This is a genomic window from Variovorax sp. P1_H12_2, assembly GCF_056405335.1.
The window spans coordinates 1-15,158 of sequence record NZ_JBFUCI010000119.1 but is presented as its reverse complement, the minus strand read 5'-3'; the positions used below and the strand labels follow the sequence as shown (position 1 = coordinate 15,158).

Annotated in this window: 13 protein-coding genes; 6 read left to right on the top strand and 7 right to left on the bottom strand. The window is 69.7% G+C overall.

What is annotated here, in order from left to right; genetic code table 11:
* On the bottom strand, positions 1-1,968 hold a 1,968-nt coding region (locus AC1D2K_RS14330), incomplete at its 3' end, for a VIT and vWA domain-containing protein (RefSeq protein ID WP_478089494.1).
* A gap of 207 nt (positions 1,969-2,175) precedes the next feature.
* On the opposite strand from AC1D2K_RS14330, the gene AC1D2K_RS14325 reads away from it, so the two are divergent.
* Together AC1D2K_RS14325 and AC1D2K_RS14320 are read left to right on the top strand one after the other, a co-directional pair.
* A complete protein-coding gene (locus AC1D2K_RS14325; RefSeq protein WP_478089493.1) occupies positions 2,176-4,545 on the top strand; it encodes a penicillin-binding protein 1A in 2,370 nt (789 codons plus the stop codon).
* Positions 4,546-4,828: 283 nt separating this feature from the next.
* Positions 4,829-5,434, top strand: coding sequence for a hypothetical protein (locus AC1D2K_RS14320; protein WP_478089492.1), 606 nt, complete (start codon positions 4,829-4,831; stop codon positions 5,432-5,434).
* On the opposite strand, the gene creC is transcribed toward AC1D2K_RS14320, so the two are convergent.
* From creC to AC1D2K_RS14300, 4 genes are all read right to left on the bottom strand, one after another.
* On the bottom strand, positions 5,428-6,867 hold the full coding sequence (gene creC / locus AC1D2K_RS14315; protein WP_478089491.1) for a two-component system sensor histidine kinase CreC: 1,440 nt from the start codon (positions 6,865-6,867) through the stop codon (positions 5,428-5,430). The two genes, AC1D2K_RS14320 and creC, sit on opposite strands and share 7 nt — an antisense overlap.
* A gap of 180 nt (positions 6,868-7,047) precedes the next feature.
* A complete protein-coding gene (gene creB / locus AC1D2K_RS14310; RefSeq protein ID WP_478089490.1) occupies positions 7,048-7,800 on the bottom strand; it encodes a two-component system response regulator CreB in 753 nt (250 codons plus the stop codon).
* Between the two features lie 59 nt (positions 7,801-7,859).
* Positions 7,860-8,633 (bottom strand): TIGR04325 family methyltransferase, encoded by a 774-nt coding sequence (locus AC1D2K_RS14305; RefSeq protein ID WP_478089489.1) that lies wholly within the window; start codon positions 8,631-8,633, stop codon positions 7,860-7,862.
* Between the two features lie 116 nt (positions 8,634-8,749).
* The gene (locus AC1D2K_RS14300; protein WP_442285188.1) at positions 8,750-8,944 is read right to left on the bottom strand and encodes a heavy-metal-associated domain-containing protein; all 195 of its coding nucleotides are present in this window, start codon (positions 8,942-8,944) and stop codon (positions 8,750-8,752) included.
* Between the two features lie 115 nt (positions 8,945-9,059).
* Between AC1D2K_RS14300 and AC1D2K_RS14295 the strand changes: the two genes are divergently transcribed.
* Entirely contained in the window at positions 9,060-9,749 is a 690-nt protein-coding gene (locus AC1D2K_RS14295) for a response regulator transcription factor (RefSeq protein ID WP_478089488.1), read from the top strand.
* Positions 9,746-11,122, top strand: coding sequence for a sensor histidine kinase (locus AC1D2K_RS14290; RefSeq protein ID WP_478089487.1), 1,377 nt, complete (start codon positions 9,746-9,748; stop codon positions 11,120-11,122). Before AC1D2K_RS14295 ends, AC1D2K_RS14290 begins: the two co-directional genes overlap by 4 nt.
* Here the strand turns inward: AC1D2K_RS14290 and AC1D2K_RS14285 are convergent.
* Positions 11,104-12,207, bottom strand: a complete 1,104-nt coding sequence (locus AC1D2K_RS14285) for an alkene reductase (protein ID WP_478089486.1) — start codon at positions 12,205-12,207, stop codon at positions 11,104-11,106. The genes AC1D2K_RS14290 and AC1D2K_RS14285 overlap by 19 nt on opposite strands.
* Before the next feature lie 125 nt (positions 12,208-12,332).
* Between AC1D2K_RS14285 and AC1D2K_RS14280 the strand changes: the two genes are divergently transcribed.
* Entirely contained in the window at positions 12,333-13,544 is a 1,212-nt protein-coding gene (locus AC1D2K_RS14280) for a YbfB/YjiJ family MFS transporter (RefSeq protein ID WP_478089485.1), read from the top strand.
* 153 nt (positions 13,545-13,697) lie between these two features.
* Here the strand turns inward: AC1D2K_RS14280 and gstA are convergent, their stop codons facing one another.
* Positions 13,698-14,303: a glutathione transferase GstA gene (gstA, locus tag AC1D2K_RS14275; RefSeq protein WP_478089484.1), complete on the bottom strand. Its 606-nt coding sequence runs from the start codon at positions 14,301-14,303 to the stop codon at positions 13,698-13,700.
* A 268-nt stretch (positions 14,304-14,571) separates the two neighbouring features.
* Between gstA and AC1D2K_RS14270 the strand changes: the two genes are divergently transcribed.
* Positions 14,572-15,158: FAD-dependent oxidoreductase (locus AC1D2K_RS14270; RefSeq protein ID WP_478089483.1), on the top strand; the 587-nt coding region annotated here is incomplete at its 3' end.

Genomic DNA, 15,158 nt, shown 5'->3' with positions numbered 1-15,158 from the left:
GCTCGGCACCTCGGCGCCCAGGCTCTGGCCGAGCGCGAGTTCGCTCACGCCCTGCGGCAGCGGCAGTGGCTGGTCGACGCTGGCGCCGTTCTGGGGCGCCGCGTTGCGCACCACCTGGTCGATCGCGATGAAGCTGGTGTATTGCGTGAGCAGGCCGTAGCGAAGCCCCAGGTCGGTGATGCGCTGGCGCAGCTCGTCGCCGCCCTCCAGCGCTTCCTGGTCGGAGAGGCTCGCGATGCGATGCCGTGCCCACAGGCTGCGCAGCGCGGCCGCGTCCCGGCGCGCCTGCGGGTCCACCTTCAGCACCTGCTGGTACGGACCCTCGGCGCTGCGGCCTTCGATCACGAGCCGGCCCTTGGCCTCGCCGCGCCACTTGCCGAACAGGATCACCGGGCGCTCGCCGAGCACGTCGGGGAGCGTCATCGGCTCCACCTCGTAGACATCGAGACCCTCGAAGCGCGCCTTCACCTGGGTCAGCACCGGCGACTCGACCATGCGGCGGAAGCGCGCGGCCTGCTCGGGCGCCTGGACCGGATCGGTGATCACGAAGGGCTCGCCCATGCCGGCGCGCGCCAGGCCTTCCATCAGGTGGCGGTTGACCGAGGAGCCGATGCCGAAGGCGAACAGGTTGGCCTTGGAGAGGTTCCTGCGAACCAGCTCGAAGGCCTCGCGCTCCACCGTGACGTAGCCGTCGGTGACCACCACCAGGGTGCGCGAGACGCCCTCGGCCTTCGGTTCGGCATAGGCGCGCTTCAAGGCCGGGATCAGCTCGGTGCTGCCGCCGCCGCCGTAGTTCTGGATCGTGGCCAGCGCCTGCGTGATGTTGGCGCGGGTGGCCGGCACCGAGTGCGGCGACAGCATCCTGTTGCTGCCCGAGAACAGCAGCACGTTGAAGGTGTCGCTGGGCCGCAGTCCGCCGATCAGGCGCTCGAGCATGACCTTGGCGGTGTCGAGCGGGAAGCCGTGCATCGAGCCCGAGATGTCGACCACGAAGATGTAGTCGCGCGGCGAAACGGCGTTCGCGGCCACCGACTTCGGCGGCTCGACCATCGCGAGGAAGAAGTTCTCGGCGCCGTCGCCGTGGCCCTGGTAGAGCATCAGCCCGGACTGGATCCGCTCGCCCGCGAGCCGCCAGGCGAGCACGAAGTCGCGGTTGTCGGCCGGCCCGGCGCTGCCGGCCAGCGTGACGTCGGCATGGGCATCGCCATCGCGCCGGGCGACCTCGATCGCATGGCTTGCCGAGCGCACTTCCTGCAGCGCCATCGGCACGTCGAGCGCGACCTTGAGCTTGAAGGCGGTGCCCGATGCGACCGCCGCGCGCAGCGTCGGCTGCGCCACCCAGCGGGCCTGCGCGTTCTCCGACTGCGGGCTGTTGTAGCGCGGCCCGACCACGGTCGGATAGACGAACTGGTAGTTGCCGCCCTGAGGCACCAGCAGCTCGGTGTAGCGCAGCGCCACCTTGACCTCGTCGCCCGGCAGGATGTTGGCGACGTTCATCTGGAACACGTTGGGCAGGTGCTGCTCCAGCAGCGCGGCKGTCTTGCCTTCCTTCTTCGCGGCGTCGTAGTCGATGCGGGCCTGCGCCTTCTCGCGGATCTGCGCCGTGATGAGGCGGTCGCCGATCCGCACGTGGAGGGCACCGACCGCGGCGCGGGTCGAGCCCGGGAACACATAGCGCGCCTCGATCGCCCGCTGGCCCTCGTTGCGGTAGGTCTGCGTGACGGTGACGTCGGCGATCACGCCCGAGATCTTCACGTCGACCTCGGTGCCCTTGAGCGGCAGGCGGTCGAGCTCGGGATCGTCGCTCTTGACGAAGAAGTACGGGCTCTCGGTCTTCGCCCGCGGGCCCGGCGCTTCCTGCGCATGCAGCGGGCGTGCGCTCAGTGCGAGAAAGCTCGCGGCGGCCAGCGTCACGGTGACGAGCCAGAGCCAGCGGCCGGGACGGATGGGGGTGGCAGGGGCGTCCATGGTGTTGTTCCTTCTCCTTCTTCTTGTGCGAACTTGCACGGTGCCCACTGTCGGGAGCGAGTGAGAAGGGGGTTCGAAGGTTTCTTGAAGTCGGCGCGCCCGGGGCAGGTTTGTGTGAAGTCCGTGTGAAGTCCCGCGCGTCGGCACTTCACACGGACATCGCGCCCATGGGGAACCATCGGGGCCTGTTCCTGCTCCCTCCCTGCCATGACCCCTTCCTCCGCAACTCCCTCCCGAGCGCCGACCTGGCGCCGCCCGGCAGCCTGGATCGCCGCGCTGTCGGCCGGCACCGTCGTCGTCCTGGCGATCGCCGGAGGCATCGCGGTGGCCACCATCTACCCGCGGCTCCCCGACGTCGCGCAGCTGTCGGACTACCAGCCCAAGCAGCCGCTGCGGGTCTATTCGGCCGAGGGCACGCTGATCGGCGAGTTCGGCGAGGAGCGCCGCAACCTGACGCCCTTCGCGCAGATTCCCCAGGTCATGAAGGACGCGGTGCTGGCGGTGGAGGACGCGCGCTTCTACGAGCACGGGGGCGTCGACTACAAGGGCTTCGCGCGCGCCGCGCTGGCCAGCCTGCAGGGCGGGCGCAAGCAGGGCGCCTCGACGATCACGATGCAGGTGGCGCGCAACGTCTACCTGAGCTCGGAGCGCACCGTGCGGCGCAAGACCTGGGAGATCCTGCTGGCGCTGCGCATGGAGCGCGAGCTCACCAAGGACCAGATCCTCGAGATCTACCTGAACCAGATCTACCTGGGCAACCGGGCCTACGGTTTCGCGACCGCCGCCGAGACCTATTTCGGCAAGCCGCTGCAGGACATCACGATCGCCGAGGCCGCGATGCTGGCCGGCCTGCCGAAGGCGCCGGGCACCAACAACCCGGTGGCCAACCCGCGCCGCGCCCGCGCCCGCCAGCTCTACGTGATCGATCGAATGCAGGAGACCGGCTTCATCACCGCCGCGCAGGCCGACGCCGCGCGCCGTGAGCCGCTGCAGTTGCGCGACGCCGCCGATCCGTCGCGGCTGCATGCCGAGTACGTGGCCGAGACCGTGCGCCAGATGATGCATGCGCAGTACGGCGACAGCATCTACACCAGCGGGCTCAAGGTCACGACCTCGCTGATCGCGGCCGAGCAGCAGGCGGCCTATCGGTCGCTGCGCCGCGGCATCATGGACTACGAGCGGCGCCAGGCCTATCGCGGGCCCGAGGCGGTCATCGATCTGCCGGCCGATCCGAAGGCGCTCGACGACGCGGTCGATGACGCGCTGGCCGAGCATCCGGACAACGGCGACCTGATCGCCGCCGTGGTGCTGCAGGCCAGCGCCAAGGAGGTCACGGCGGTGCGCGCCAATGGCGAGACGCTGCAGATCAGCGGCGAGGGCCTGAAACCGGCGCAGTCGGGCCTGTCCGAGAAGGCGGCGCGCAACATCCGCATCCGCCCCGGTGCCGTGATCCGGGTCGCGCGCACGCCGAAGAACAGCTGGGAGATCACGCAGCTGCCCGAGGTCGAAGGCGCGTTCGTCGCCATCGACCCGCGCAGCGGCGCCATCCAGGCGCTGGTCGGCGGCTTCGACTTCGGCAAGAACAAGTTCAACCACGCGACGCAGGCCTGGCGCCAGCCCGGCTCGAGCTTCAAGCCCTTCATCTATTCGGCCGCGCTCGAGAAGGGCTTCACGCCGGCCACCGTGGTCAACGACGCCCCGCTGACCTTCGAGGCGGGCGCCAACGGCACGGCGTGGGAGCCGAAGAACTACGACGGCGGCCACGACGGGCCGATCACGCTGCGGCGCGCGCTCCAACAGTCGAAGAACCTGGTCACGCTGCGGGTCATGCAGTCGATCGGCGCCGACTATGCGCAGGACTGGGTCACGCGCTTCGGCTTCGAGCGCGAGAAGCAGCCGGCCAACCTGCCGATGGCGCTGGGCGCCGGCTCGGTGACGCCGATGCAGATGGCGGCCGGCTACGCGGTGTTCGCCAACGGCGGCTATCGCGTCAATCCCTACCTCGTGACGCGGGTCGCCGACGCCCGGGGCAAGGTCCTGATGGAGACCGAGCCGCCGGTGCTGGACGAGGCCCGGCGCGCGATCCCTGAACGCAATGCCTTCCTGATGGATTCGCTGCTGCAGAGCGTGGTGAAGGGCGGCACCGCCTCGAGGGCCTACCAGGCGCTCCGGCGCGATGACCTGTACGGCAAGACCGGCACCACCAACGACTCCTTCGACACCTGGTTCGCGGGCTTCCAGCCGACGCGCGTGGGCATCGCCTGGGTCGGCTACGACACGCCGCGCCAGCTCGGCGTGCGCGGCGAGACCGGCGGCAGCCTGAGCCTGCCGATCTGGACCGGCTACATGCAGTCGGCGCTCAAGGGCGTGCCGGTGGCGGCGCTGAAGCCATCCGACGGCGTGGTGCAGGTCGACGGCGAGTGGTACTACGACGACTACGCGCCGGGCCGCGGCGTGGCCAGCCTGGGCCTCGACGCCGCGCTGGCGCCGCTGCCGGCCGAGGACCTGGCCGGCGTGCCCGTGAGCCCGCCGGCGCCACCCGAAGAGCGCAGTCGCATCCTCGATTTCTTCCGGTAGTTGGCTCTCCCCCAGGTTGGCTCACTTCGTGTAGCCGCCCACCCCCTCGCCGGGGGCAACACCAGCGGCCCGGCGAAGCCGGTTCCGCGGTGGCACTGTTGCTCGCCCCCAGGTTGCCCCGCACTTCGTGTCGGGGCGCCCACCCCCTACCGGGGGCAACACCAGCGGCCCGGCGAAGCCGGTTCCGCGGTGTTTCACGAAGGGGCCGGGCTGCGCCGGCCGCGCAGAGGCGGGGTCGCTCCTACACTTGCGGCTGCCACAACGCCCTCTCTTGCCGCCCCCCATGGAAACTCTCACCCTGGTGACGCTCATCGTCATCGGCGCCTACCTCGTCAAATCCCAGCACCAGCGACAGCGCATCGCGCTGCTGGGCAGCCACCTGGGCCACTACCAGATCGAGAAGCTGATGGAGAACCTCACCGAGGGCTACCTGCGCTGCCTGGGCGAGGACGATCCCGAACGCCGCGAGCAGATCTGGCGCCTGCTCGACACCACCGAGGAAAAGCTGTCGGCCCAGTTCGACAGTTTCGCGGCCGAGTTCGCCCGGGTCGGCGAGAAGGAGGCGCGCGTGAGCAAGCTGCCGCTCGCGCTGCCTTTCGCGCAGCAGTTGTTCCCGGCCGCGACCTTCGATCTGCGCCAGGCCTTCGCGATCCATGCGCGCGGCATCGCCGCGGTCATGCGCAACGAGCGGCACCGGCCATCGAAGGCCAAGGCCTTCATGATGTCGGCCGAGCTGTTCCTGATGCAGCACAGCTGCCACTGGTACTGCAAGTCGAAGGCCGTGGCTTCTGCGCGCCTGCTGGCGCGCCACAAGACCTCCTATGAGCAGGTGCTCGATGCGGTCAGCCCCGAGACCCGCAAGGCCTACGCAGAGCTCACCGGTCAGTGATGTGACAGCAGCGGCAGCGTGAGCGTGGCCAGCGCGCCGCCGCGCGGTGCGTTGGCGAGCTCGACCCGGCCGCGGTGCAGCGCCGCGATCTCCTTCACGAAGGCCAGGCCCAGGCCGGTGCTCTTCTTCTGGCTGTGCGGCCGGGCGAGCGAATAGAACTTCTCGAACACCTTGTCCTTGGCGTAGTCCGGGATGCCCTGGCCGCGGTCGCGCACGCTCACGACGGCGCGGCGCGAGCTGGCCTCCAGTGCCAGCAGGACTTCGGCGCCCGCGGGCGAGAAGTCGATCGCGTTGTCGAGCAGGTTGCTGATCGCTCGGCGCAGCAGGAAGGGGTCGCCCTCGACGCTGGCCTCGGCGTGGATCGCCACCTGCACCCGGACCTCGCGCCTGGCCGCCGCGGCCTGGGCGCCGGCGGCCACGTCCTGCAGCAGCGGGGCCAGCGCCACCGGTTCGCTGCGGTCGAGCGCGCGCCGCGTCTCGAGCGCGGTGAGCTCCATCATGCGGTCGACGATCTCCTGGATGCGCTGGGTCTCGTGCGCGATGTTGCCGAGGAAGCGTTCGCGCTCGGCCTGCGGCATCGACGGCTCCTGGATCAGCTCGGCGGCGCCGCGGATCGCCGACAGCGGGCTCTTGATCTCGTGCGTGAAGGTCTGGACGTAGTCGGCGACGTAGTTGCGGCCGGTGAAGGCGTCGCGCAGCTCGCCGAGGCCGCTGCGCAGCGTGTCGACCGCCCGGCGCAGCATGCGCCCGAGGCTCGGGCTGCGCTGCGCGCGCAACCAGCCCACGTAGTCCGAGATCAGCCCGAAGGGCCGCACCAGCCAGATCGAGACGATCACCGCGCCCACCAGCAGCGCCAGCGCCGAGCCGACGCCGACGCCCAGCGTGCGGGCCCGGGCGTCCTCGACGAACTGGCCGAAGCTCTGCACCGGCTTGCCGACGCTGACCACGCCGACGATCTCGTTGCCCCAGCGCACCGGCGCGCCCACGTACATCACCGAGCTCAGCGGATCGCCCGCGATGTCGCGCGTGGTGCGGGCGCCGTAGGTGCCGGCCAGCGAGCGCTTGACGTCGCTCCACTGCGAGAAGTCGGCGCCCAGGTTGCGGCCCAGCGAATCGAACAGCACGCGGCCGTTGCGGTCGGTGACATACATGCGCAGTTCGACGTGGCGCTTGTGCAGGTTGTAGATCTGGGCCGAGAACTGGCGCGCATAGACCGAGCGGAACAGCGGCTCGAGCCGCGTGGTGTTGATCGCGCCGGCGATCACGTCCTGCTCGACCAGGCTGGCCATCAGCTGCGAGGCTTCGACCAGCGACTCCTCGGCCGACTCGCGGTAGCGCGGGTCGATGTCGATCACCACGCGGTAGAGCAGGAAGGCGATGCCCGCCGTGTAGATCAGCAGAATCCCGAGAAAGATGCGCGTCCGGCTCGTCATTTCATGGCCCCCACGCTTCCCCACTTCGTGTGGGTCGCTGCCCCCCGAGGGGGCYGCAGGCCGCCTTGGGGCGGCCCGGCGCCGGCCTGAATGGCCCCCACGCTTGCCCACTTCGTGTGGGTCGCTGCCCCCCGAGGGGGCCGCAGGCCGCCTTGGGGCGGCCCGGCGCCGGCCTGGTACTCATGGGGTGGGCGGCAGGTCTTCGTTCAACGCGTAGCCCGTCCCGCGCAGCGTGCGGATCGGATCGACCGCGGGCGCGATCGCCTTGAGCTTGGCGCGCAGGGTCTTCACGTGCGCATCCACCGTGCGGTCGAAGCTGTCGCTGGCTTCGTCCCAGACCAGTCGCAGGAGGTCGTCGCGCGTGTAGACGCGGCCGGGGCGCTGCACCAGCAGCCGCAGCAGGCCGTACTCGTAGCGCGAGAGTTCCAGCAGGCGGCCGTAGTAGCGGATCTGCATGCGTTCGCTGTCGAGCGCAAACGGCGTGGCCGGCGCCTCCGGGGCCGGAGTCGGGGCTGCGGGCGCCGCTGCGGGGGCTGTCGCGCTCTGCGCGCCGCGTCCGCTGCGGCGCAGGATGGTCCGCACCCGCGCCACCAGCTCGCGCGGCGAAAAGGGCTTGGCGATGTAGTCGTCGGCGCCCAGCTCGAGGCCGACCACGCGGTCGATCTCGTCGCTGCGCGCGGTCAGGAACATCATCGGCACCTGCGCGCCGCCGGGCAGCGCCTGCAGCCGCTTGAAGAGCTCGAAGCCGTTCATGTCGGGCAGGCCGACGTCGAGGATCGCGAGCGCGGGCGGCTCGGCCGCGAACTGCGCGATGGCCTGCTCCGCGGTGGCGCACCAGACCGGCACGAAGCCGTCGGTGCGCAGCACGTATTGCAGGGTGTCGGCGATGCCGGACTCGTCTTCGGCGATCAGGATCCGGGGGTGAAAAGGCATGGGCGGATGGTAGCGGGGCGCTCGCCTCGGGCGGGCCCCGCGCTCCGGGAGCGCGCGGCTCAACGCAGATCGAAGCAGCAGCCGGAGTAGAAGGCCTGGTCGCCACCCTCGACGAACGGCACCTCGATCGGCTTGCCCTCGTTGCGCCACRCATCGCGGCGCTGGTAGCCGCACTCCATCAGTTCGTTCAGCAGGGTGTCCTGGTGCTGGATGCGGCAGGGACAGACCGCGAAGCCGATGCTGTTGAGCGTGAACAGTGTCCGGTCGGGGTGAGTCGCTGCCGTGTTGATCACGATGCGCTTCGGCTTCACGGGCATCTGGGCGAGCATTTCCGAGATCCGCAACGGCAGGTATTGCAGGCTGCCCGACGCGTACAGGACGTCGTATCCGCTGGCGTCGCGATAGTCGGTCGTGAAGTCGAGCTGGGACGTTACTTCGCGCTGGAGGGCGAGTTCCTGGCCCGTCTGCACGACGCCGGGCAGGTCGCAGACAGTCCAGCGCAGGTTCGCAGGGTAGGGAAGCACGCGGCGGAAGGCGTAGTACTTGATGCCGATGTGGCCACCCAGGTCGAAGATGCTGCGCATGCCCCCGTCGAGCGCGCGCCCGAGCCAGAACAGGCCCGGGTAGTCGTAGAAATAGATCTGGTGGCTATAGAGCGCCTTGGCCGCCTCCGCGTCGTCGTAGCCGACCGCCTTGCCGGGTGGCGCATTGGCGTGTGCAGCGGTAAAGCTCTCGAACGAACCCATGAACAGGTCCTCGCTCTGGGGATTCTCCAGAAACTTGCGCCGATAGGCAGCTTCGCGGACGGAGGAAGGCAGCAGGCTCGAGAACATGGAGCGTCTTTCTGTCCAGGGTTTTTGCTGCACGCATTTTGCACTTTGAAACACAAAGTATTCAACTGTTCTCTCGTTTTGGCGCGCTGCGCGTCCTTCGGCGCGAAGCAAGCGGGCTATTGGGCCTGGTAGCCGGCGTTCTCGATCGCCACGATGATGTCCCGTCGAGGATGCTCGCTGACCACATCGACGTGGCCGGTCTCGAGATCCACCGTGACTTGCGCACTGGGATCGATCGTCTGGACGGCGCTCTGCACCACACCGGCGCAGTGCCCGCAACTCATGCCCGTGACCTGGAACTTCTGGCTCATCGTGTTGGCTCCTTCATGTGAACGAATGACGAGTTTGAACCTTTCCCGCATGCCAATGTCCAGCATGGGGGTGCTGTGTGTTGTACAAACAGCCGATATCTTTCACTCCCTTGCCATGCGAATCCTACTGGTCGAAGACGATGAAGTCCTGCGCGGCGTGGTGCTGCGCAGCCTGGGCGATGCCGGCCACCGCGTCGACGTGGCGGCCAACGTCGAGGACGCCGACCACCTGTGGCGCGTACAGACCTTCGATGCCGTGCTGCTGGACCTGAACCTGCCGGCCACTGCGAACCCGACCAGCGGCCTGGCCAGCGGGCTGGTGGCGCTGCGGCAGGCGCGCGCCCGCGGCGACCGCACGCCGGTGCTGGTGCTGACGGCACGCGACCGCACCGACGAGCGCATCGCGGGCCTGGACGCGGGCGCGGACGACTACCTCGGCAAACCCTTCGATCTGGCCGAGGTTGAGGCCCGGCTGCGGGCGCTGGTGCGCCGGGCCCAGGGCACCGAAGACATCGCGCTGCTCGGGCACCTGCGGCTCGATCGGCGGGCTCGCCGCTTCGCGGTCGGCGGCGTACCGCTCGACCTGCCGGCGCGCGAGTTCGAGGTGCTGTGGGAGCTGATGAGTCCGCCAGGCCGCACGATCAGCAAGCGCGAGCTGTCGGACAAGCTGTCGACCTTCGACGAGTCCCTGGGCGACAACGCGCTCGAAGCCTTCATCTCCCGCCTGCGCAAGAAGCTGGTCGCCAGCGGCGCCGTCATCCGGACCCTGCGCGGCATCGGTTACCTGATGGAAGCGGAGACGTGAGTGCGGGCGCGGCGGCGGCGCCGTCGCTGACCGCGCGGGTGTTGCGCCGCGTGCTGCCGCCGCTGGGCCTGACGTGGCTGCTGGGCACGGCGGTGGCGCTGCTGGTTGCCAGTTATTTCACCGAGCAGGCCTTCGATCGCGCGCTCCTCGACGACGCTTATTCGGTGTCGGCCAGCGTGCGCGCCGGCGAAAGCGGTCTCGACCTCCTGCTGTCGCCGCGCGATATCACCAACGTCCTGTTCGACCAGTCGGAAACGGTCTTCTTCGCGGTGCTGCGGCCCGACGGTTCGCTGCTCGCCGGTGACCGGGGGCTGGTGGCACCGGCACCCGAGGAGGGCGTGCGCCACCGCTTCTCGCGCATCGAATACCGGGGCCAGACCTTGCGCGCGGTCGTGCTGGACCACGAAGCGCCGGCTGCCTATCGCGTGATCATTGCCCAGACCACGCGCGCGCGCGCGACGCTGATCGAGAAGCTCCTGATCTATTCGCTGGCGCCTCAGCTGGTGTTGCTCGCGTTGCTCGCGGGCTGGCTCTGGCGCGGCATCGAGCGCGAGCTCCACCCGCTGGGCGAACTCAGGCGCACGCTGGAGCAGCGTAGCGCGCATGACCTGGCGGCCGTGCCGGTGGCGCGCACTTCGCGCGAACTCGAGCAGCTTGGCGACACGCTCAACGCGCTGCTCGAGCGGCTGGCCCAAAGCGCCTCCGCGCAGCGCGAGTTCGCCGGCAACGTCGCGCACGAGCTGCGCACGCCGCTCGCGGGCATCCGCGCGCTGGCCGACTACGGCCTGGCCCAGCAGAGCCCGGCCGTTTGGCGCGAGCAGCTGCAGCAGATCGCGCAGAGCCAGGCCCGCGCCAGCCGCCTGGTCGACCAGTTGCTGGCGCTGGCGCTGGCCGACGAGGGGCGCACCGGCCTGCAACGCGAGACCCTGCGCCTGGACCAGCTGGCGCAGCAGGCGGTGCTGCGGCATCTGGCGCGCGCCGACGCCCGGGGCGTGGACCTGGGCGCACTGGGCCTGGACGAGGCGGTCACGGTGCAGGCCAATGCCGCGCTGGTCGAGGGCATCCTCGACAACCTGATCGACAACGCGCTGCGCTACGGCGGACGCACCATCACCGTGGAACTCTCCGGTCTCACGCTCGGGGTGGCCGACGATGGCCCGGGCATTGCGCCCGAGGCCGAGCGCGACCTGCTGCAGCGCTGGGCCCAGGGGCCGGCCGGGCGCAAGCTCGGGCAGGGGGCGGGACTGGGCCTGGCGATCGTGGCGCGCTACGCGAAGCTGCTCGGTGCGGAACTCAGCTTCGCGCGCGCCTCGGAGGCCGGCGGGCTGCGCGTCAGCGTGGCCTTCGAGGCGCCTCAGGCCAGCGCGGGATAGTCGATGTAGCCGGCTTCGCCGCCGCCGTAGAACGTGCTCTTGTCCCAGGCATTCAGCGGCGCGCCTTCGCGCAGGCGGCGCACCAGGTCGGGGTTGGAGATGAAGGGCTTGCCGAAGGCGACGAGGTCGTCGCCTTCCTTCAGCGCCTCTTCGGCCAGCGGCTTGTCGTAGCCGTTGTTGACCATCCAGGCGCCCTTGCCGCCGGCCTTGCGGTAGGCCGCCTTGAGGGCCTCGTAGTCGAAGGGCCGATCGTCGAGCTCGCGCGGGCCGCCGGTGGCGCCTTCGATGACGTGGATGTAGGCCAGGCCGAGCGGCGCCAGGTGCCTGACGACGAAGTCGAACAGCGGCTGCGGGTCGGCGTCATGGACGTCGTTGGCGGGCGTGACGGGCGACAGGCGGATACCGGTGCGGCCGCCGCCCACCGCATCGACCACCGCGCGCGTCACCTCCAGCAGCAGGCGGGCGCGGTTGGGGATGCTGCCGCCGTAGTCGTCGGTGCGCTCGTTGCTCCCGGTCTTGAGGAACTGGTCGAGCAGGTAGCCGTTGGCGCCGTGGATCTCGACGCCGTCGAAGCCGGCGGTCTCGACCGCGTTGCGCGCCGCGGCCGCATAGGCGTGCACGATGCCCGGCAGTTCGGCGGCGTCGAGCGCGCGCGGCTCCGAGGTGTCGACGAAGGTCGGCACGCCGTCCTTGATCAGCACGGTCTTGGTCCTGGCCGTGATCGCGGAAGGGGCCACCGGCTTGCCGTTGTCGGGCTGCAGCTCGGTGTGCGAGACGCGCCCGACATGCCAGAGCTGGACCACGATCTTGCCGCCCTCGGCATGCACGGCGTCGGTCACGCGCTTCCAGGCGTCGAGTTGCTCGGTGCCGTAGAGGCCGGGAACGTCGGCGTAGCCCTGGCCCTGCTGGCTGATCGCCGTGGCTTCGGTGATCAGCAGGCCGGCCGAGGCGCGCTGTGCGTAGTAGGTGGCGGTGATGTCGCCCGGCACCGCGTTGGGTGAGCGGTTGCGCGTCAGCGGCGCCATGACGATGCGGTTGCCGAGTGCGAGATCGCCGGCCTGGACGGGATCGAAAAGAGTGCTCATGCCTGGGTGCCTTGTGGTGACGTGAATGAAGAAGACGGCGCCAGGGTAAACCCGGAACCGCAACCCTGCTGTCGCGGGGTTGTCGCTTTGGTGCTAAGCGATGCCGCAGAATGGGCGCCCGCCCCATGCCTTCGACCGCCRCCACGCTCTCGCCCGCCCAAGCCCTTCGTCTCGCGCTGGCCCTGTCGCTGGGGGCGGCGGTCTCGCTCGGCATCACCCGTTTTTCCTACGGCCTGCTGCTGCCGCCGATGCGCGCGGACCTGGGCTGGAGCTATGCGCTGGCCGGCGGCATGAACACCGCCAACGCCGCGGGCTACCTGCTCGGTGCCATGCTGACGCCCGCCCTGATGCGTCGTTTCGGCCCTGTCCGGCTGCTGGTCGGCGGCGCGGTCGCGGCCAGCGTCTTCATGGCCGCCAGCGGCTTCTTCACTTCGGCCCCGGCCCTCTTGCTGCAGCGGCTGCTGGCCGGTCTCGCGAGCGCCTGGGTGTTCGTCGCCGGCGGCCTGCTGGCGGCGCGGCTGGGTGTCTCGCAACCCTCGCGCGCGGGGTTCCTGCTGGGCCTCTATTACGGCGGCACCGGATTGGGCATCACGCTGTCGGCACTGATGGTGCCGGCCGTGCTGCAGGCTGCGGCGGGCGCGCCGCATGGCTGGGCCTGGGCCTGGTGGGCGCTGGCGCTGGCGAGCGTCGCCGCGACGGCCGTGCTGGCGCTCGCGGTGCGTGCGATGCCGGGGGAGGGCGTGGTCGCGAGTCCGGCGTCGAGGCTGCCGCTCATGGCCGATGGCCACTCGCCGGTGCGGCGATTCGGCTGGGCCCTCGCGGGCTATGCACTCTTCGGTGCCGGCTACATCGGCTACATGACCTTCGTGATCGCGCTGCTGCGCGAGCAGGGTGCGAGCCCGGGCGAGATCACCTGGTTCTACGCCTTGCTCGGGGTCGCCTGCGTCGCTTCGTCACGGCTCTGGGCGGGGCTGCTGGACCGCTTCCGCGGCGGTGGCCCACAGGCGCTGCTGAACGCGCTGCTGGGCGTGGCCACCCTGCTGCCGGTGCTGAGCCCGGCCTGGCCGGTGACCCTGGCCTCGGGCCTGATGTTCGGCGCGGTGTTCCTGTCGGTGGTGGCCTCGACCACGGCGCTGGTGCGCCACAACCTGCCACCGGCCCAATGGGCGACGGGCATCAGCGCCTTCACGATCGTGTTCGCGCTGGGCCAGATCGTCGGCCCGACCGTGACCGGCTGGATCTCCGACGGCCAGGGCGGGCTGGCCGGAGGCCTGCTGGCCTCGGCCCTCACGCTGTGGCTCGGCGCCCTGCTGGCTTGGCGCCAGCGCCCTGGCTAGTGTTCACCCAGGCTGGCGTGATTTGCAGTTCACAGGCCAGCGAAGCGAAGCCCGTTCGTGAAACACCGCGGATCTGGCTCTGCCAGGCCGCTGGTGTTGCCCCCGGTAGGGGGTGGGCGGGCTACACGAAGTGAGCCCAACCTGGGGGCGAGCCTACTTCAAGCCTTCGGCCTTCAGCGCCTCCTGCACGGCGGGCCGGGCGGCGACGCGCGCATGCCAGGCGTTCAGGTTCGCGAATTTCGAGATGTCCAGGCCGGTGGGCTTGGCCCAGTTGGTCACCGTGAACAGGTAGCCGTCGGCGACGCTGAAGTGCTCGCCCATCAGGAAGTCCTTGTCGGCCAGCTCGCTGTCGAGCCATTCGTAGCGCGACAGTAGCCGGGTCTTCGAGAGGGTCTTGGCTTCCTCGGGCATGTTCGGGTTGAACAGCGGCGAGAAGCCCTTGTGCATTTCGGTGCCGACGAAGGTCAGCCATTCCTGCAGGCGATAGCGCTGCATCGTGCCGTTGGCCGGTGCCAGGTTCTTGGTCGGCGCCAGGTCGGCGATGTACTGCACGATGGCCGGGCCTTCGCGCAGGCGCGTGCCGTCGTCGAGTTCGAGCATCGGCACGTAGCCCAGCGGGTTGATGCCGTAATAGTCGGTACCGTCCTGCAGCTTGTGGCTCTTGGTGCTCGCGAGCACCGGCTCGAAGGCCAGGCCGGCCTCGCGCAGCGCGATGTGGGGTGACAACGAGCAGGCGCCCGGCGAGTAATACAGCTTCATTCGAAAAACTCCAGTGATTAGGCGAAACGCGTTCTTGACGACGCGAGGCCGATGCTAGCGGTTTGGCGATGGACGCGTTTTTGCTTCGCCGGCCTCGCGCCCTGCCAACCACGTTGCTATTAAAATGATAGCAATACTTCCAGCGCAGATGGCCCGTGGCGCGGATGCCAGGCTTGGCGTGCTTGTCCCCAAAGGGTGCACGGAGGCGCGCCGGCGATTAAAATTGACGCCCCCTTTCCGAGAGCRCATGCCTCCTGCGCCCCTTTCCATGCTGTACCCCGAAGAATTCGATGTGATCGTCGTCGGCGGCGGYCATGCCGGCACCGAAGCCGCGCTGGCTTCCGCGCGCATGGGCGCCCGCACGCTGCTGCTCACCCACAACATCGAGACCTTGGGGCAGATGAGCTGCAACCCCTCGATCGGCGGCATCGGCAAGGGCCACCTCGTGAAGGAAGTCGACGCCCTCGGCGGCGCCATGGCCATCGCGACGGACGAGGGCGGGATCCAGTTCCGTGTCCTGAATTCGAGCAAGGGGCCGGCCGTGCGAGCGACCCGGGCGCAGGCCGACCGGGTCCTGTACAAGGCCGCAATCCGTCGCCGCCTCGAGAATCAGCCCAATCTGTCGCTGTTTCAGCAGGCGGTCGACGATCTGATGATCGAAGGCGATCGTGTGGTGGGTGCGATCACGCAGGTGGGCATCGCCTTCCGGGCGCGGGCGGTGGTGCTCACGGCCGGCACTTTCCTGGACGGCCGCATTCATGTGGGATTGGACAACTRCCAGGCTGGGCGCGCCGGCGACCCGCCCGCGATCAGCCTGTCGGCGCGGCTCAAGGAACTCAAGCTGCCGCAAGGCCG

What these genes read in the sequence shown, in the direction of transcription:
- AC1D2K_RS14325 (WP_478089493.1), top strand. Translation starts at nt 2,176, where the DNA reads ATGACCCCTTCCTCCGCAACTCCCTCCCGAGCGCCGACCTGGCGCCGC.
- AC1D2K_RS14320 (WP_478089492.1), top strand. Translation starts at nt 4,829, where the DNA reads ATGGAAACTCTCACCCTGGTGACGCTCATCGTCATCGGCGCCTACCTC.
- creC (WP_478089491.1), bottom strand. Translation starts at nt 6,867, where the DNA reads ATGACGAGCCGGACGCGCATCTTTCTCGGGATTCTGCTGATCTACACG.
- creB (WP_478089490.1), bottom strand. Translation starts at nt 7,800, where the DNA reads ATGCCTTTTCACCCCCGGATCCTGATCGCCGAAGACGAGTCCGGCATC.
- AC1D2K_RS14300 (WP_442285188.1), bottom strand. Translation starts at nt 8,944, where the DNA reads ATGAGCCAGAAGTTCCAGGTCACGGGCATGAGTTGCGGGCACTGCGCC.
- AC1D2K_RS14295 (WP_478089488.1), top strand. Translation starts at nt 9,060, where the DNA reads ATGCGAATCCTACTGGTCGAAGACGATGAAGTCCTGCGCGGCGTGGTG.
- AC1D2K_RS14285 (WP_478089486.1), bottom strand. Translation starts at nt 12,207, where the DNA reads ATGAGCACTCTTTTCGATCCCGTCCAGGCCGGCGATCTCGCACTCGGC.
- gstA (WP_478089484.1), bottom strand. Translation starts at nt 14,303, where the DNA reads ATGAAGCTGTATTACTCGCCGGGCGCCTGCTCGTTGTCACCCCACATC.